Consider the following 17,886-nt stretch of genomic DNA (forward strand, 5'->3'; position numbering starts at 1 on the left):
AAGAAAGAACAAAAATCCTGATGGATGCATGCGGTGTTCTGACGGAGAAATATGTGGATTAAGTGCCGCCCATGCGCATCGGCGGTCGTTGATGGTTTAAGGTGCGCCGATCGATTGAAACGCCGCCGGGCAGGGCGGCAGGTAGGGTGAGAGCATGGCTGGTAGCGTAAACAAGGTAATTCTGATCGGAAATGTCGGTGCGGACCCGGAAATCCGCCGCACCCAGGATGGCCGGCCGATCGCCAATCTTCGTATTGCGACCTCGGAGACCTGGCGCGACCGCAATTCCGGCGAGCGTCGTGAAAAGACCGAATGGCACACTGTCGTCGTCTTCAACGAGGGCCTGTGCAAGGTCGTCGAGCAATATGTGAAGAAGGGCGCCAAGCTCTATATCGAAGGCCAGTTGCAGACCCGTAAGTGGCAGGACCAGCAGGGACAGGACCGCTACTCGACGGAAGTGGTGCTGCAGGGCTTCGGTTCGACGCTGACCATGCTCGACGGCCGCGGTGAAGGCGGCGGTGCAAGCTCCGGTGGCGGCCGTGGCGGCAGCAGCAGCAATGATTATGGCGACGACTACGGCGCCCCGGCTCCCTCATCATCGCCAAGCCGCGGCGGTGGCGGCGGTGGCAACTTCTCGCGGGATCTCGACGACGACATCCCGTTCTGATCGGCCGTTCGTGGTTTATGATTTATCCGAGAGCATGACGTCTTTAACGGCGTCATGCTCTTTTTCTTTGATCTCGCGGCGGATGCCGTTTTCAGTGCGGCGTTGCGCTGATCAGATTGAACGCCGATTTCGCCCCGTCGACGACGAACTGTGCGGCAAGGGCCGCGAGGATAACGCCGAGAAGCCGCGTCAGAATTGCCCGGCCGGTGACGCCGAGGAAACGGTCCAGCCGTTCGGCGATCAGCAGCATTAGGAAGGTCAGCAGCAGATTGGCGGCAATGACGCCGATCAGTTGGGCTTTCCCGATGGAGGTGGCGAGCGTGCCGGCAAGCAGGATCGTCGCCGAGATGGCGCCCGGGCCGGCAATCAGCGGCAAGGCTAGCGGGAAGACGGCGATATTCTCGATGTGATCCTTGGTGATGGCCGCTTCGGTGGCCTTCTCCTTGCGTTCCTGGCGTCTTTCGAAGACCATCTCGAAGGCGATCCAGAACAGCAGCAGACCGCCGGCGATGCGGAAGGCGCCGATCGAAATCCCGAGCACGCCGAGTACGCCGGCCCCAAACAGCGCGAAGACGGCGAGGATGATGAAGGCGATAACCGAGCCGCGCAGCGCCACCTGCGTGCGCTGGGCGCGGCTCATGCCCATCGTCAGCCCCAGGAAGATCGGTGCGAGCCCCGGCGGATCGATGGTGACCAGCAGCGTCGTGAAGGCGTTGATCAATTGGTCGGCGCTTGCCATCGTCTCTCCGGAACCCCATATAGTCGGGTGGTTTTTATGCGTGGTTTTATGATTGTGAAGCGGCGATTCCGATTTGGCAAATATCCCGCGGCGGCCCGCGGCGGATTTGTCCGGTTCGGCCGCGCAACTTGCATGTTTTACCCTCTTTAAGCCGCAAAAGCCTGTTCAAAACGCCCGGTGAAATTGGCGCTGCAACGGGCTTTCCGCTATAAATCTTCAAGTGATTCTAGAAGAGATCGTGATCTGTTTTGACTGAGCAAACACCCCCCGGCGGCGGGAAGCTCCCGCCAGGCATCGAGCCCATCTCCATCATGGAGGAAATGCAGCGGTCGTATCTCGATTACGCCATGAGCGTCATCGTTAGCCGCGCGCTGCCCGACGTGCGCGACGGCCTGAAGCCCGTGCACCGGCGCATCCTCTACGGCATGTCCGAGCTTGGCATCGACTGGAACAAGAAATACGTCAAATGCGCCCGCGTCACCGGTGACGTGATGGGTAAATTCCATCCGCACGGCAATTCCGCGATCTATGATGCGCTCGCCCGTATGGCGCAGCCCTGGTCGCTGCGTCTGCCGCTGATCGACGGCCAAGGCAATTTCGGCTCGGTTGATGGTGACCCGCCGGCGGCCGAACGGTACACCGAATGCCGCCTCGAAAAGGCTGCCCATTCGCTGCTCGACGATCTCGACAAGGAAACCGTCGATTTCCGCGACAACTATGACGGTACGCTCTCCGAGCCGGTTGTGGTGCCGGCCAAATTCCCGAACCTGCTCGTCAATGGCGCAGGCGGCATCGCCGTCGGCATGGCGACCAACATCCCGCCGCATAATCTCTCCGAAGTCATCGACGGCTGCATCGCGCTGATCGACGATCCGGCAATCGAGCTGCAGGATCTGATCCAGATCATTCCCGGCCCCGATTTCCCGACGGGTGCGAAGATCCTCGGCCGTGCCGGCATTCGCTCCGCCTATGAGACTGGCCGCGGCTCGGTCATCATGCGCGGCGTCGCCGCCATCGAGCCAATGCGCGGTGACCGCGAGCAGATCATCATCACCGAGATTCCCTACCAGGTGAACAAGGCGACGATGATCGAAAAGATGGCCGAGCTGGTGCGCGACAAGCGCATCGAAGGCATCTCCGACCTGCGCGACGAATCCGACCGCCAGGGTTATCGCGTCGTCGTCGAATTGAAGCGCGACGCCAATGCCGAGGTCATCCTCAATCAGCTTTATCGCTATACGCCGCTGCAGACGTCCTTCGGCTGCAACATGGTGGCGCTGAACGGCGGCAAGCCGGAACAGCTGACCCTTCTCGACATGCTGCGCGCCTTCGTCTCCTTCCGCGAAGAAGTTGTTAGCCGGAGAACAAAATTCCTGCTGCGCAAAGCGCGCGACCGCGCCCATGTGTTGGTCGGTCTCGCGATTGCCGTCGCCAATATCGACGAAGTCATTCGCGTCATCCGCCAGGCGCCCGATCCGCAGTCGGCCCGCGAAGAATTGATGACCCGCCGCTGGCCGGCCGAAGATGTCGAAAGCCTGATCCGTCTGATCGACGATCCGCGCCATCGCATCAACGAGGACCTGACCTACAATCTCTCCGAAGAGCAGGCCCGCGCCATCCTCGAACTGCGCCTTGCCCGCCTGACGGCCCTTGGCCGCGACGAAATCGGCGACGAACTCAACAAAATCGGTGAGGAGATCAAGGATTACCTCGATATTCTCTCCTCGCGCGTCCGCATCCAGACCATCGTCAAGGACGAACTCCTCGCTGTCCGCAATGAATTCGGCACGCCGCGCCGCACCGAGATCATCGATGGCGGCCTCGAAATGGACGACGAGGATCTGATTGCTCGTGAAGACATGGTCGTCACCGTCTCGCATCTGGGCTATATCAAGCGCGTGCCGCTGACCACCTATCGTGCCCAGCGCCGCGGCGGCAAGGGCCGCTCCGGCATGACCACCCGCGACCAGGATTTCGTTAGCCGGCTATTTGTAGTCAATACGCATACGCCGGTTCTGTTCTTCTCCTCGCGCGGCATCGTCTATAAGGAGAAGGTCTGGCGCCTGCCGATCGGCACGCCGACCTCGCGCGGCAAGGCGCTGATCAATATGCTGCCGCTTGCACCCGGCGAGCGCATCACTACCATCCTGCCCTTGCCCGAGGACGAGGAGAGCTGGGACAATCTCGACGTGATGTTCTCGACGACGCGCGGCACGGTTCGCCGCAACAAGCTGTCGGACTTCGTCCAGGTCAACCGCAATGGCAAGATTGCCATGAAGCTCGAGGAGGAGGGCGACGAAATCCTCTCCGTCGAGACCTGCACCGAGAATGACGACGTGCTGCTGACGACGGCGCTCGGCCAGTGCATCCGCTTCTCCGTCGACGACGTCCGCGTTTTCGCCGGCCGGAACTCGATCGGCGTGCGCGGCATCAGCCTTGCCGGCGGCGACCGCATCATCTCGATGACCATCGTCCGCCATGTCAATGCCGAGCCGTGGGAGCGCGCCGCCTACCTGAAGCGCGCCGCCAACGACCGGCGTCTGACGACGGGTGAGGCCGAGGAGATCGCGCTGGTCGGCGAGGAAGTCACCGAGGAGGGACAACTGAGCGACGAGCGTTACGAAGAGCTGAAACAGCTTGAGCAGTACGTTCTCACCGTCTCCGAAAAGGGCTTCGGCAAGCGTTCGTCGTCCTACGATTTCCGCATCTCCGGCCGCGGCGGCAAGGGCATTCGCGCCACCGATACGTCGAAAACCGGCGAGATCGGCGAACTGGTCGCGGCATTCCCCATCGAGGACGGCGACCAGATCATGCTGGTTTCCGATGGCGGCCAGCTGATCCGCGTGCCGGTCGGCGGCATCCGCATCGCCAGCCGCGCCACCAAGGGCGTCACCATCTTCTCGACGGCCAAGGACGAGAAGGTCGTTTCGGTCGAGCGCATCAGCGAGCCGGAGGAGGACGAGACGGAGGAGGCCGTCGAGGTCGCCGACGGCGCCGCTATTACCGACGAAGATGCTGCGGGCGAAGCGCCGATTGCCGATGGCGATCCGGGGCCCGCCGAGGAATGATCAGATGAACGGGGCGGCTTCAAGCCGCCCTTTTCTTTTCAGTCCGGGGAATGGTTTAAAGCCACGCCCAAAGAAAAAGCCGGACGCTGGGTGCATCCGGCTTTGAATGGCCTTAGGCGACGGAAGGGTGCCGCTCAAGGTGGGGAAGAGGGAAGTAAAAAAGGAAAGTCAGAACGCTCTATGTTTTTCGTTCAGCGCCTTTACCTCTTCGCCTTCGCGCCGGAGCGCTGATATCGTCGAGGTTACTGACACGATGAACATGACGCTGATAAGGGCCGTGAGCACTGTCAAGATCGTGAACATAGGCATTCCTTTCCTGGGGAGTTGCGTTCCCGCCCCTCAGTACTGGCCCAGTACGGCCGTCCGGGCCGAAGCATAGGGACCATAAACCTTGGACGTATCAATCTTCTGATCATAGAGAGCGACAGTTGCAGTCAGCATGCCCGTGACCATTACCATCCAGAGCACGTTAATCATCGTAATCTTGCCGGGCATCTTTAGTCCTTCCTGCCGCGATAATCGCATCTATGTGTCGGTTGAATGAACGCATCCGTTTTAAAATGGTTCCGCCGGATGTTGACGGGTGTTTACCAACGCCGATCTGAAGCCTCCTTGAATGTCTCGTTCATCTGGCGTTCAGATTCGAACGTCGTTTTTCGCGCAGCCGGCCTTGAGCGCGCACGATCGCCGCATGCTCGGCAAGCGCCGGCCGCACCCAGCTCACCTCGTAGCGATCGGCGAAATAGCCATAGGCCAGCTCGGCGGCGAGGGAGGAAACGACGGCAAGTGCAACGAGCACGATCAGCATGGACTTGGTCTTTCGAGGGGGCGCCGGATGCCGGAATGGCATCGGCTGTCTTGATGATTTGAGTTAAGCAGATCCCGTCTGAAACCGCCTTGAACGGGCCATTCATCCGCCGTTCAACCGTCCGGGACGATTGGCCAAATCACTTGCGGCAAGGCGGCATCCGTGACAAAAGGCGTCAAACCAACGGTCGGGCCAGATGACGACAGCTTTTTATCCGGGGTCCTTCGACCCGATCACCAATGGGCATGTGGATGTTCTGGTCCAGGCGCTGAACGTCGCCGAAAAGGTGATCGTCGCGATCGGCATCCATCCCGGCAAGGCGCCGCTCTTTTCCTTCGAGGAGAGAGCCGAACTGATCCGCCGTTCCCTGGCGCAAGCGCTGCCCGGCAAGACCGGCGACATCGACGTCGTCGCCTTCGACAATCTGGTTGTCGATGCCGCCCGCAGCCATGGCGCCACGCTTCTGATCCGCGGTCTTCGCGACGGCACCGATCTTGATTACGAAATGCAGATGGCCGGCATGAACAGGACGATGGCGCCCGATATCCAGACCATCTTTTTGCCGGCGGGCACGGCCTCGCGGCCCATTACCGCCACATTGGTCCGCCAGATCGCCGCCATGGGCGGCGATGTCAGCGCTTTCGTGCCGGCCGCCGTCTTGCAAGCCCTCACATCCAAGCGCCCAGAATAGCAAGCGCCAAAACCAACAAACGCAAAGACTAGCAAGCGCAAAGACCAGGCGGAACCCGCCGCAACGGAGCCCATATGAAACTGTTTTATCTCGCATTTGCCGGCGTGCTGTATCTCGCCTCCTTCGCGGGGGATGCGTTCGCCCAGTCGGCTGATCATTATCTCACCATCCAGCTGAAGAACGGCCCTGTCGTCATCCAGCTGATGCCTGAGGTTGCGCCGAAGCATGTCGCTCAGATCGAGGCGCTGGCCAAGAAGGGCGAATACGACAACGTCGCCTTCCATCGCGTCATCGACGGCTTCATGGCCCAGACCGGCGACGTCAAATACGGCAACATGGAAAAGGGTTTCGATGCGAGCCTCGCCGGCACCGGCTCCTCCGATATGCCTGATATTCCGGCCGAGTTCTCCAAGACCCCGTTCGTGCGCGGCACCGTCGGCATGGCTCGTTCGCAGGATCCGAATTCCGCCAATTCGCAGTTCTTCATCATGTTCGCCGAAGGCTCCTTCCTCAACGGCCAGTACACCGTCGTCGGCAAGGTCGTTTCCGGCATGGAGAATGTCGACAAGATCAAGCGCGGCGAAGGCCAGAACGGCGAAGTCAAAAGCCCCGACCGGATGGTCAAGGTTACCCTGGGCAAGAAGTAAGTTACCAGAGAAACAAGAGGAGAAGACAATGGCCGAGATCAAGGATCCCGAAAACACCGTCATTCTGGAAACCACCAAGGGCAAGATCGTCATCCAGCTTTTGCCGCAGGTCGCCCCGGAGCATGTCGCCCGCATCAAGGAACTCGCCCGCGAGAAGGCCTATGACGGCGTCGTCTTCCACCGCGTCATCCAGGATTTCATGGCCCAGACGGGCGACGTCGAATTTGGCAAGAAGGGTTCGGAAACCTTCAATCCCGGCCGCGCCGGCATGGGCGGCTCCTCCAAGCCGGATCTGAAGGCTGAATTCTCCGCGACGACCCATACGCGCGGCACCTGCTCGATGGCCCGTTCGCAGAACCCGAACTCGGCCAATTCGCAGTTCTTCATCTGCTTCACCGATGCACCCTGGCTGAACAAGCAGTATTCCGTCTGGGGCCAGGTCATCGAAGGCATGGACAACGTCGACAAGATCAAGCGCGGCGAGCCGGTTTCCGATCCGGATTCGATCGTCTCGATGCGGGTTGCCGCCGACGTCTGATTGTGATTTCTGCTGAAACCCGCTCTTGCGCCTAACCGCGTGGGGGCGGGTTTCGCTTTGAAAGTACCGTTATGCGCGTAGACCTTTTCGATTTCGATCTGCCCGATGAACGCATCGCATTGCGGCCCGCCGAACCGCGCGACAGCGCGCGCCTGCTCGTCGTCAATCCCCACGCGGAAAGCGTGCCTGATGCTGAACGCGTGCTTTCTGATCATCGCGTCGGCGATCTGCCGTCCTTCCTGCGGGCGGGCGATGCGCTGGTCTTCAACGACACCAAGGTCATTCCGGCCCAGCTCGAGGGCATCCGCCATCGGGACGGCGCCGGCGGCCAGCAGGTGTCGGCAACACTGCACATGCGCGTCGGCCCGAGCCGTTGGAAGGCCTTTGCCAAGCCCGGCAAGCGCATCAAGGAGGGCGACCGCATCGCCTTCGGCCATAGCGGCGAAAGCTGCTTGCTCGGCTCGCTCGACGCCACCGTCGAGGAAAAGGGCGAGGCCGGCGAGGTGACGCTCGCATTTGATCTTTCCGGCCCGGCGCTCGACGAGGCGATTGCCGCCGTCGGTCACATTCCGTTGCCGCCCTATATCGCCGCCAAGCGGCCCGAGGACGAGCGCGACCGCGCGGATTACCAGACGATCTATGCCCGCGAGGAGGGCGCCGTCGCTGCGCCCACCGCCGGCCTGCATTTCACGCCCGGCCTGTTCGAGACGCTCGACAAAGCTGGCATTGAACGCCATTTCGTTACGCTGCATGTCGGCGCCGGCACCTTTCTGCCTGTCAAGGCCGACGATACCGACGATCACCGGATGCATCTGGAAAGCGGCACCGTCAGCGCTGAGACCGCCGCCCGGCTGAACGCCGTCAAGGCAAAAGGCGGGCGTATCGTCTGCGTCGGCACCACCTCGCTGCGGCTGATCGAGAGTGCTGCGGAAGAGAGCGGCGAGATCCGCGCCTGGAGCGGCGCCACTGGCATTTTCATCACGCCCGGCTACCGTTTCAAATCGGTCGACATGCTGATGACCAATTTTCACCTGCCGCGCTCGACGCTGTTCATGCTGGTCTCGGCCTTTGCCGGCTTTAAGACCATGCATGCGGCCTACAACCACGCCATTGCGACGGGCTACCGCTTCTACTCTTACGGCGACGCGAGCCTTCTTTTCCGGAAAGACAAATGACAGAAAACTTCCAATTCACACTTGACAAGACCGATGCCGGCGCGCGCCTCGGCGAGATTTCCATGCCGCGCGGCACGATCCGGACGCCCGCCTTCATGCCTGTGGGAACCGTCGGCACCGTCAAGGCGATGTATCTCGACCAGGTGAGCGAAACCGGCGCCGACATCATCCTCGGCAATACCTATCACCTGATGCTGCGCCCCAGCGCCGAGCGCGTCGCCCGCCTCGGCGGCCTGCACAAGCTGATCCGCTGGGAGCACCCGATCCTGACGGATTCCGGCGGCTTCCAGGTCATGTCGCTGTCCGGCCTGCGTAAGCTTGATGAGCAGGGCGTCACCTTCAAATCGCATGTCGACGGCAGCCTGCATCATATGTCGCCGGAACGCTCGATTGAAATCCAGGGGTTGCTCGGCTCCGATATCCAGATGCAACTCGACGAATGTGTGGCGCTGCCGGCCGAGCCGAAGGAGATCGAGCGCGCCATGGAAATGTCGCTGCGCTGGGCCGAGCGCTGCCAGGTCGCCTTCGGCGAACAGCCTGGAAAGGCAATGTTCGGCATCGTCCAGGGCGGCGATATTCCGGCGCTGCGCATCCGTTCGGCTGAGGCGCTGAGCCAGCTCGATCTCAAGGGCTATGCCATCGGCGGCCTTGCCGTCGGCGAGCCGCAGGACGTCATGCTGCAGATGCTGGAAACGACGCTGCCCGTGCTTCCTCTGGAGAAGCCGCGTTACCTCATGGGCGTCGGCACGCCGGACGATATGCTGAAATCTGTCGCTCGCGGCATCGACATGTTCGATTGTGTCATGCCGACCCGTTCCGGCCGCCATGGCCTGGCCTTTACCCGCCGCGGCAAGGTCAATATCCGCAATGCCCGTCATGCCGAGGATATGCGCCCGCTCGACGAACAGTCGAATTGCCCGGCCTCGCGCGACTATTCGCGCGCCTACCTGCACCATCTCGTCCGCGCCAACGAGGCGCTCGGCGGCATGCTCCTCTCCTGGCACAATCTCGCCTATTACCAGGAATTGATGCAGGGTATCCGCAAGGCGATCGCCGAAGGCCGCTTCGCCGATTTCATGGCGGAGACGCAGGAAGAATGGGCAAGAGGCGATCTTCAACCCGTTTGATCTATCTCTCGCTCTATGCGACGCCCTTTAATCAGGGAGCTGGTGTGCAGCTCCCGACATCTGCCGGCTTGACGCGGCCGGCCTGAAGATCGCTCCATTGCGGTATGGACGGATCAGGGCCACCGATCGATGCCTCAAACGCGGCGCGGTTCAGCTTGATGAGCCGTCCGCTTGCAAGGATGCTCACCATCTCTTTCTTGTTGACATAAGCCAGGCTGACATCCAGCCGGCAGAAGAACCGCTTGCTGCCGTTCGAGACGACCCAGCCGTAGCCGCCGGACTTCCCCTTGGTGAGTTTTCCGATGGCGTAATCCCGCCGTGCAAGCTTTGAAAAGGATTCCGCCTGCGCAACACCCGGCATGACGGCAAAGCCGATCGCCGCGGCGGTGACCAACCACTTGAATGAAATGAGCATTGAGTTTTCAACCCCTGGGACAGAACCACATGAGCCCGTACGTTCCAGCAGCGCCGGACACAACTTTAATCTGCAGGGATGCTTAATCCGCTAAACCGCGTCGCGATCTTTCAGGTGCGGCTGTCGCGCTCCAGCTCTTTATTTTCTCGCATGTCGTTATCGCAAAACCGCTGCCCGCTTTTGCGCGACATGCTTTAGATGCCCTTGCTGTCGGCATCCGGCATGATCTGCACGCCGTTGATCCTGTAGCTGCCGTCGGGCTGTCGAGTCATCTGGTAGATCGCCGTCCAGTCCTTGCCGTCGCGGCCTGAAATCAGCACCTCGTGGTAGATCAGCGCGCCGTTGTCGATCGAGCGGCTGCGGCCGAAGGCGTAGTTGCCGGGATGATAGACCGGCTCGTAGCTCTTTTTCACCATGGCGAAGAACAGGTTCTTGTCGGGATACATCGCCCTGATGCCGGGAGCGGCGAAGGAATAGGCGGCTTCGGCATCGTCCTTTAGGAAAGCTGTGATCTGTTCCTCGATCATCGTTCGCGTCGTGTCGATCGGATCTTCGGCAAGGGCCGAGACAGCGGGGAGGATGAACGCGGCACACAGAATAAGAACTGCGAAGAAGGCGCGCATGGGAGATCTCCGGCTCTATCGGGGGAAAGACCCGATAGAGCAGAAGTGTAGGCCATTTCTGGCGCAAGAAAAGTGGACTTTATGACCAGCACCGGAAGAGGGCGCTGGCATTCACGCCGCCGAAGCCGAAACCGTTGGTGATGGCATAGTCCATTGCCAGCGGCCGCGCCGTCTTGCCGACGATATCGATGCCGTCGGCATCAGGGTCGGCCTCATCAAGGTTGCGGGTCGGCGGCGCGATTTGGTCGCGCAGCGCCAGGATGGTGAAGATCGCTTCCAGCCCGCCGGCGGCCCCGAGCAGATGGCCGGTGGCCGATTTTGTCGCACTGACGGCAATGTCGCCATTGCGGCCGAAGACCGTGGCGATCGCCGCGATCTCGCCCCGGTCACCGACCGGTGTCGAGGTCGCATGCGCGTTGAGGTGCTTGACCTCCGAAGCCGGGATCTTCGCCTGCTTGAGCGCTGCCTCCATCGCCCGGCGCGCGCCGTCGCCGTCTTCGGGGCCTGAGGTCATGTGGTAGGCGTCCGCCGCCGTGCCGTAACCGACGAGTTCGGCGAGCGGTGTGGCGCCGCGGGCAAGCGCGTGTTCGAGTGTTTCGATGACCAGGATGCCGGCGCCTTCGCCCATGACGAAACCGTCACGCGCCGTGTCGAAGGGCCGCGACGCCAGCTCCGGGGTGTCGTTGAAACCGGTGGAAAGCGCGCGAGCGGCGGCAAAGCCGCCGAGGCTTACCTTGTCGATACAGGCCTCGGCACCGCCGCAGATTGCCACATCCGCTTCGCCGGAGCGGATCAGCCGCGCAGCATCGCCGATCGCCTGGACGCTGGCCGCACATGCCGTCACCGGAGCGCCGAGCGGCCCCTTGAAGCGGTAGCGGATGCTGACTTGGCCGGCAGCGAGGTTTACGAGGAAGGAGGGCACGGTGAAGGGGGACAGCCGCCGCACGCCGCGCGTCTCGCCGATCCGCACCGCTTCGGCGATCGCCGGGAAGCCGCCGACGCCCGAGGCGATGATCGTTGCGGTGCGTTCGCGTTTCGCTTCGTCGGTCGGCATCCAGCCGGCCTGCTTCACCGCTTCCTCCGTCGCCGCCATGGCGAACTGGATGAAGCGGTCCATCTTCTTCTGGTCCTTGGGGGTGATGTAACGGTCGGGATCGAAACCGCTCTCTGCATCCTCGGCGCTGCCGGGAACGATGCCGCCGACCTTGGCCGGGAGTTCGCCGACGACACCGTCCGAAAGCACCCTCAGCCCCGAACCGCCGTCAAGAAGCCGCTTCCAGGCGAGCTCGACGCCGGTGCCGAGTGGTGACACAAGTCCCATGCCGGTGACAACGATGCGATCCATGATATTTTCCTCTTTATGCGTCGATGCCGAGATACCAGGCGCGCATGCGGGCGATCCGCTTGTGCACCTCGTCATCGGCTGCGGGGCCTGCAAGCAGGCTGGTGTTTTCGGGTGTCACTTGTTCGCCGGTCCGTGTGTCGACCAGCAGCGTCTCGCGCGCTTTGCCGGAGGCGGCATCGCCAAGCAGATAGGCAAGGTCTTCCTCTGGGATGTGCCGGCTTCCCCAGGAAAATAGGGACATCAGCACCGGAAAGAAATCGCGGCCCTTGTCCGTCAGCCGGTATTCGTAGCGGGCAGGGCGCTGATGGTAGAGCCGCCGTTCGAACAGTCCCTGATCCGTTAGGTGTTTCAGCCGCCGCGTCAGGATGTTCGGCGCCACACCGAGGCTCTTCTGGAAATCGTCGAAGCGCGACAGCCCCTGAAAGGCGTCGCGCAGGATGAGGATGCTCCACCAGTCGCCGACGCTGTCGAGCGCGCGCGCCGCCGGGCATTTGAATTGGCTGAAGCTCGTCCGCTGCATGGATCACGTCACTACAGTAGTAACTATCATCATGCAAGTTACTACATCAGCTGTCGCCGTCGAAAATCCGGGCGAGCAGGAGGCCGGTGACAAGCATGCCGGCCGCGAGGAAGATCGTATCGCCCGGCGTGCCGATATAGAGTGGCCCGATATTGGCAAACAGCAGGAAGGCAATGAGAAAATTCGCCCAGCCCCAGACGACATTCGTCGTCGGCGAGCTGAACTGCGCCCGCGGTCCGAACGGAATGCGGAAACGCCGGCCGCTGACGCCGTTGACGAAATGCGGGATGCCGTTTGTCAGAAATGCCGCGGCGATGAAATGGGCGATATAGGCGATCCAGGGCAAAGGCTTCTCCGGTGCTGCGAGTTGCGTCAACGGAGGAATGTGGCCGGGAATATCACGCCGGCAAGGGGTGCCCGGAAACGCGCATGTGCGCTCGCACGCCGTCAGAAGACGACTGGCCGGCCGCATCAGACAAGCCCGAAATCTTTGAAGTGAAGCGCCGCAGAATTGTCGAGATCCGCAACATGGACTGCCGCACCCGCCGCACTTCCATCCGCGTCATAGAAGAGTCTGCCGCTGGCCTGATCGTAGATCAGCTTGTCATCCGCCTCGAGCGCTCTCGTTCCCTGCACGAAATTCTCATCCGAAAATCGAGATAGGCTGAGCGCGGCGAAAATCGAATGGTCGAGCAGCAGCTTGTCGCCCGCCGCGGAGGAGAAATCCGTAATCTTGTCAACGCTGACATTATCGGGCTTCACATCGAAGACGAAGCTATCGCCTCCACCGCCGCCGGTCAGCGTGTCTGCGCCGGCTTTGCCGATCAGCTTGTCGTTACCGAGCCCGCCGGTAATCTGGTCGGCGCCTTTGCCGCCATTGATCGTGTTGCTGCCGTCGTTGCCGGTGAGAACGTTGGCGGTGTTGTTGCCTGTCGCGCTGAGATTGGCCGTTCCGGTCAAGGCGAGATTCTCGATCGTACCGGCCGCGTGCTTCACATCGGCCAGGCTAAAGGAGGTCGAAGCCTTGACGGTGTCCTTGCCGGATGCCCCTGTCTCATCGACAAAATCGCCCGCATTGTCGACCACATAAGTATCGTTGCCGGCATGGCCCGACATATGGTCGGCGCCAGTGCTGCCATCAAGGATATTGTTGCCGGAATTGCCGACGAGAGCGTTTGCCAGGCCATTGCCGGTGCCGTTCAGATTGGCGGTGCCGGTCAGCGTCAGGTTCTCGACGTTGCCGATCGTATGCGTCGTATCCTTGAGGCTGAAGCTGATCGACGACATGACCGTATCGGTTCCGCCGCCTCGGCTTTCGTCGACGATTTGAGTGGGGCTGCTCACGGTGAATATGTCGTTGCCCCTGCCGCCATAGATATGGCTGGCGGCCGTTGGCGGCGTGCTGGCGCTGCCGCCGCCGATGTCGATGATAACCGGATGGTCGACGACATCCACTGTCAGCGACGACACATTGCTGAGGCTTTTGATCGCCGTCGTCCCGCTCACCGGGTCGAAAACCTTCACGGAGCCGAACGAGGCCCCGAGATTGACCTTGACGCCCGTCGTCGCGGCCTGAATGGCCGTGTCGGTGGACTGGTTCCAGATGTCGGGCTCGTTCCAGATAATGATCTGGTAGCTGCCGTCCGATTTTTCGGTGAGCAAGCTGTGGGCCGAAGACGGCATGCCGTCGATCGAATAATTGAGGGCCCCTGCGCTGAAGCTCGCCTTTGCCGCGCCGTCGTCCGCCAGTATTTCAGTGAGATTGTGGATCGCCGTTGCCGCCGGCTTGGCTGAATAGTCGAGATGAAAAAGCCCGAAATGCTTCTCCTGGTTGGCGCCCTGCGGATCGGAATAGGCGTCCAGCAGCTCGTAGATGAATGTCTGCTTCGATCCGAGTGCTGCGCCGTCCATCAGCGTGTTGAGCACCAGCTTTGCCTGCGTCGCTTCACTGACGCGTTCCCAGCCGCCATTGGTGTCGGCGGTGAGGGAGGTGTGGTAACCGGTCTCGGTGATTGCCAGCGGCTTGCCCGGATCGGCAGCGCGCTGAACGCCGGCTTCGCGGGAAAGCCACGAGAATGGCTGGTCGCCATCCTTCGCATAGGTATGGATCGTCGTGTAGTCGGAGGCGGATGCGACCGTATATCCGGTAAAGCCGAGAACCGGGATGTTTTTCAGCAAGGGATCGGCGTTGACGGCGGCAGACAGGTCCTTTTGATAGGCGACCGCGGCTGCCTGGCCGCTAAGACCGTGATAGCTGACCGGCCAGTTATTGACTTCGTTCGGCCCCTCGATGCCGACGACCAACCCCGGATGGGCCTGCACGAAAGTATGCAGCCGCTGGGCGAGCGTGGTGGGGTCCACTTCCCGCTGGGCGCTGAAGACGAACTGCACGCCGGCTTCGGCAGCATCGCCGAGATGGGTTTGACCGTTAGGATCGGAAGCGGAGTTGGGGGCGTGATCGCGGACCGCATCAAGGCCAAGATAGTCTAAAGCTTTGACAACTTCTCCGACATTGGAATATTTTCCGTCGGTGTAGTCGATATGCGTATCAATTCCAAAGGATTGAATAATATCGTTTATTCTAACGGCTTGAGCCATAAGTTTTTCTCCCAGTTTTAGAGGGAATCGGCGATGGGAATATATCCCCATTTCTGCTGCCGATTCGATTTAATACACGAGGAGGGGCCGTGCAGTATTGCCCGTTAACCATGATATATTGTCTTGAATGTGGCTCGTGCTGGATCGCCTTGAATGCCGAATCGGTGCTTGCATTTTGCATTCAGCCTGCCGATCACTGCTCAAGTGAGACAGCCGCATAAGCGGAGTCCGGCGAAATCCGATACCTCTGGAGGATCCGATGACCGTCAATGTGCAATTCCGGTTTCGCAGCGGCCTGCCGTCGATGGCGTTTGACAATGTCCGTCTCCGCGGCAGTTGGGACGAGCATGGCCGCCCCGCGAATGATTGGACATCGGTTCCTGTGCAGGGCTCGCGTGACGAGGATGGATATGATGTCTTTGTCGCCGGGATTTCCTTTCCCGATGCCGAGATCGGCACGAATTTTCGATGGGGCATCGAGCTCGATCGGCCGGGCATACCGGATCTATGGGCAATCACCGCCGAATTGGACGACGAGGCCTCGTCGGGTCGCGAACGTTCCTTCGATCTCCACCAGGAGATGGCGCCGCAGACCTATCACCTGACATGGATCGGCCGTCTGGGGGCGAACCGGGTTGAGAGGCGTGACGGTGTCGCCGGCATTCGCTTCTCGGTCTGGGCGCCGAACGCTCGGGAGGTCTCGCTCGTCCTCGCTGATCCCGCCATCGGCTACGTCGCCGACGACGGCACCGGAGCGCTCGGGACCATCGGCATGCGAAGGACCGGTGAGGGGATCTGGTCGGTTGAAACCGGCGACGATGGCCGCCTTACCGATTTCGACGGCATGGTCGGCACGCCGTATATGTATCGCGTCACCAAGGATGATGGATCGCTCGCCTACCGGACCGACATCTGGTCGCTGATGCAGATCGGTGCGGGAGATTTCGATCCGGATGGCGCGGCCTATCACGGATCGCCGGCTGGTTTGGACGGACCGCAGAGCTGCTCGGTCGTCTGCGACCCGAAGCGGGTGACGCTGCCGTCCGGGCAGGAGCTTGCCGCCGAGACGTTCTGGGCTGACGAATTCGTGGCCGGCCGCAAACTTCCTGAGCGGCTCGAGGATCTGGTGATCTATGAATTGCATGTCGGCGCGCTCGGTTTCGGCAAGCCAGCGCCGGGAACGCTGGATGATGCGATCGCCTTCGTCGCGCATCTTTCCGCGCTGGGCGTCAACGCCGTGGAACTGCTGCCGATCGCCGAATTCGAGACGCGGGCCAACTGGGGTTACGGCACGTCGCATTTCTTTGCCGCCGATCAGGGGGCCGGCGGCACCGACCGGCTGAAGTTATTCGTTAAGGCCTGCCACCAGCAGGGCATCGCCGTCATTCTGGACGTTTGTTACAACCACTTCGATCCGGATGGCGAGCGGGCGCAATGGGCCTATGATTCCAACGACCCCACCCGCAATATCTACTATTGGTACGAGGGACGCCCCGGCGATTACGCCGATCCGACGGGCGGCTATATCGACAACATCTCGACGGGATGGGCGCCTGCCTTCGATGAGGAGGCCGTGCGCCAGCTTTTCATCTCCAGCGCGGCATTTCTCGTCTCCGTCTGCCATATCGATGGTTTCCGGCTCGATCAGACCAGTTCGATCCATCAATATCCGGTGCTGCATGCCGATGGCCGGCGCGCCGATCGGGCGGCAGCCTTCGGCGCCAAATTCCTGAAGCAGTGGAGCCGCACGATGCGGCTGATCAAGCCCGAGGTTTTCCTGACGGCCGAGGATTATTCGGACTGGTCGGCGATGACGGAGCCGAGCCTGACCGGCGACGGGCTCGGCTTCGACGCGACCTGGTACGGCGATTTTCATCACAACCTCGTCGAATATCACGGCGGCGCTCAGGCGCAGCTTTTGAAGAATGCCGGTTTTGGCGATAAGCGGGCGCTGACCATGTCGTCTCTTGCCGGCGCATTGCAGGCGAGCGCGCGATCCAAGGTGGTCTACAACCAGTCGCACGACGATTGCGGCAATCGCGAGGGGTCGGCAAGAACCGCAGTCATCGCGGTCAATTTCGCACCGATCGTCGGCGAGACCAGGGCTTGGGCGGAGGCGAGATCCAGGTTCGCGGCAGCGATGACGCTGCTATCGGCAGGCACGCCGATGTTTTTCATGGGCGAGGAAATCGGCGCCCAGAAGCCCTACCGCTACAATGATTTCCTGAAGAACCGGGAGAATATCCTCGGCGAGGCTGCGGGCAACGGGGCAGGGATGATCAGCTGTTATCGCGATCTCATCACCCTCAGCATCCGAGAGGCAGCCATTCGTTCTCGCAACATCGCCGTTCCCTACGTGCATGACGCGCATCGGGTGATCGCGTTTCATCGATGGAACGACGGCGAGGATTTCCTGGTGGTGGGGTCGCTGAACGATGCTACCTTCGAGCACGGCTACCGGCTGCGTAGCGAGCGTCTGGGAGATGACCTTTGGGAGGAAATCTTCAATACCGATGCTCAGACATATGGCGGCTGGAATGTCGGCAACGGCGGTGGAAAGATCAGAGCCGCGGCCGGAGCGCTCGACGCCGTGCTGCCTGCGTCGGGCGTCCTGGTCTTTCGCAGGCTGTGACGCGTCGCGCGTCACGCTTTTCCAAGGCAGCAGGTAATGGGGGGCTGCCCTCAGGCAAACCCGACCGGCAGGTTTTCCAGGTTTCTGCCGGCACCGTAGTCGCGCTCATGCTGCGACCGGCGGCGGCCGTCGCGACGAGCGGGCAGATCGATCCGGTTTTCAGCAAAGATGCCATCGGCATAGGTGCCGGTGTCATGGCAATCGGTGTCGATTTGGGGGGCAAGGATTTTCAGGATCATCGAGGTTCCTCTACGGCGCACCACCAACACTCGGAAAGGCCGCTTCGTTCCCTT

17 protein-coding genes and 1 pseudogene are annotated in these 17,886 nt (G+C 61.4%); 8 read left to right on the forward strand and 10 right to left on the reverse strand.

Annotated features, from left to right (window positions below; genetic code table 11):
- Positions 1-154 precede the first annotated feature (154 nt).
- Entirely contained in the window at positions 155-667 is a 513-nt protein-coding gene (locus tag J3O30_RS11425; protein ID WP_207584229.1) for a single-stranded DNA-binding protein, read from the forward strand.
- A 91-nt stretch (positions 668-758) separates the two neighbouring features.
- Here J3O30_RS11425 and J3O30_RS11430 read toward each other — a convergent pair whose 3' ends face one another.
- A complete protein-coding gene (locus J3O30_RS11430) occupies positions 759-1,406 on the reverse strand; it encodes a MarC family protein (protein ID WP_207584230.1) in 648 nt (215 codons plus the stop codon).
- 248 nt (positions 1,407-1,654) lie between these two features.
- Between J3O30_RS11430 and gyrA the strand changes: the two genes are divergently transcribed.
- A complete protein-coding gene (gyrA, locus tag J3O30_RS11435) occupies positions 1,655-4,474 on the forward strand; it encodes a DNA gyrase subunit A (protein ID WP_207584231.1) in 2,820 nt (939 codons plus the stop codon).
- A 339-nt stretch (positions 4,475-4,813) separates the two neighbouring features.
- Here the strand turns inward: gyrA and J3O30_RS11440 are convergent, their stop codons facing one another.
- Together J3O30_RS11440 and J3O30_RS11445 are read right to left on the reverse strand one after the other, a co-directional pair.
- Positions 4,814-4,969 carry a hypothetical protein gene (locus J3O30_RS11440; RefSeq protein ID WP_003586478.1) on the reverse strand — a complete coding sequence of 52 codons (156 nt, stop codon included), beginning with the start codon at positions 4,967-4,969 and terminating at the stop codon, positions 4,814-4,816.
- Positions 4,970-5,099: 130 nt separating this feature from the next.
- A pseudogene (locus J3O30_RS11445) lies at positions 5,100-5,388 on the reverse strand (hypothetical protein).
- Between the two features lie 90 nt (positions 5,389-5,478).
- On the opposite strand from J3O30_RS11445, the gene coaD reads away from it, so the two are divergent.
- The 5 genes from coaD (at position 5,479) to tgt (ending at position 9,460) form a co-directional block, all read left to right on the forward strand.
- Complete coding sequence (gene coaD / locus J3O30_RS11450; RefSeq protein WP_207584232.1) at positions 5,479-5,973, forward strand: pantetheine-phosphate adenylyltransferase; 495 nt, start codon at positions 5,479-5,481, stop codon at positions 5,971-5,973.
- A 74-nt stretch (positions 5,974-6,047) separates the two neighbouring features.
- Positions 6,048-6,620, forward strand: a complete 573-nt coding sequence (locus J3O30_RS11455) for a peptidylprolyl isomerase (RefSeq protein ID WP_207580474.1) — start codon at positions 6,048-6,050, stop codon at positions 6,618-6,620.
- Positions 6,621-6,648: 28 nt separating this feature from the next.
- Positions 6,649-7,158 (forward strand): peptidylprolyl isomerase, encoded by a 510-nt coding sequence (locus J3O30_RS11460; protein ID WP_007628975.1) that lies wholly within the window; start codon positions 6,649-6,651, stop codon positions 7,156-7,158.
- 71 nt (positions 7,159-7,229) lie between these two features.
- On the forward strand, positions 7,230-8,333 hold the full coding sequence (gene queA / locus J3O30_RS11465; RefSeq protein ID WP_207580475.1) for a tRNA preQ1(34) S-adenosylmethionine ribosyltransferase-isomerase QueA: 1,104 nt from the start codon (positions 7,230-7,232) through the stop codon (positions 8,331-8,333).
- Positions 8,330-9,460, forward strand: coding sequence for a tRNA guanosine(34) transglycosylase Tgt (tgt, locus tag J3O30_RS11470; RefSeq protein ID WP_207580476.1), 1,131 nt, complete (start codon positions 8,330-8,332; stop codon positions 9,458-9,460). Before queA ends, tgt begins: the two co-directional genes overlap by 4 nt.
- Before the next feature lie 31 nt (positions 9,461-9,491).
- Here the strand turns inward: tgt and J3O30_RS11475 are convergent, their stop codons facing one another.
- The 6 genes from J3O30_RS11475 to J3O30_RS11500 form a co-directional block, all read right to left on the reverse strand.
- Positions 9,492-9,875 (reverse strand): hypothetical protein, encoded by a 384-nt coding sequence (locus tag J3O30_RS11475; RefSeq protein ID WP_207580477.1) that lies wholly within the window; start codon positions 9,873-9,875, stop codon positions 9,492-9,494.
- A gap of 194 nt (positions 9,876-10,069) precedes the next feature.
- The gene (locus J3O30_RS11480; RefSeq protein WP_207580478.1) at positions 10,070-10,498 is read right to left on the reverse strand and encodes a DUF4864 domain-containing protein; all 429 of its coding nucleotides are present in this window, start codon (positions 10,496-10,498) and stop codon (positions 10,070-10,072) included.
- A 79-nt stretch (positions 10,499-10,577) separates the two neighbouring features.
- Positions 10,578-11,843, reverse strand: a complete 1,266-nt coding sequence (gene fabF / locus J3O30_RS11485) for a beta-ketoacyl-ACP synthase II (protein ID WP_207580479.1) — start codon at positions 11,841-11,843, stop codon at positions 10,578-10,580.
- A gap of 13 nt (positions 11,844-11,856) precedes the next feature.
- Complete coding sequence (locus J3O30_RS11490) at positions 11,857-12,363, reverse strand: helix-turn-helix domain-containing protein (protein ID WP_207580480.1); 507 nt, start codon at positions 12,361-12,363, stop codon at positions 11,857-11,859.
- A gap of 46 nt (positions 12,364-12,409) precedes the next feature.
- Positions 12,410-12,709 carry a hypothetical protein gene (locus J3O30_RS11495; RefSeq protein WP_207580481.1) on the reverse strand — a complete coding sequence of 100 codons (300 nt, stop codon included), beginning with the start codon at positions 12,707-12,709 and terminating at the stop codon, positions 12,410-12,412.
- A gap of 125 nt (positions 12,710-12,834) precedes the next feature.
- Positions 12,835-14,961 (reverse strand): calcium-binding protein, encoded by a 2,127-nt coding sequence (locus tag J3O30_RS11500; RefSeq protein WP_207580482.1) that lies wholly within the window; start codon positions 14,959-14,961, stop codon positions 12,835-12,837.
- Positions 14,962-15,220: 259 nt separating this feature from the next.
- On the opposite strand from J3O30_RS11500, the gene J3O30_RS11505 reads away from it, so the two are divergent.
- A complete protein-coding gene (locus J3O30_RS11505; protein ID WP_207580483.1) occupies positions 15,221-17,593 on the forward strand; it encodes an alpha-amylase family glycosyl hydrolase in 2,373 nt (790 codons plus the stop codon).
- Between the two features lie 50 nt (positions 17,594-17,643).
- Here J3O30_RS11505 and J3O30_RS11510 read toward each other — a convergent pair whose 3' ends face one another.
- On the reverse strand, positions 17,644-17,832 hold the full coding sequence (locus J3O30_RS11510) for a hypothetical protein (RefSeq protein WP_207580484.1): 189 nt from the start codon (positions 17,830-17,832) through the stop codon (positions 17,644-17,646).
- Between the last annotated feature and the right edge of the window lie 54 nt (positions 17,833-17,886).

Origin of the sequence: Rhizobium sp. NZLR1, assembly GCF_017357385.1 — a bacterium.
Lineage (GTDB): Bacteria > Pseudomonadota > Alphaproteobacteria > Rhizobiales > Rhizobiaceae > Rhizobium.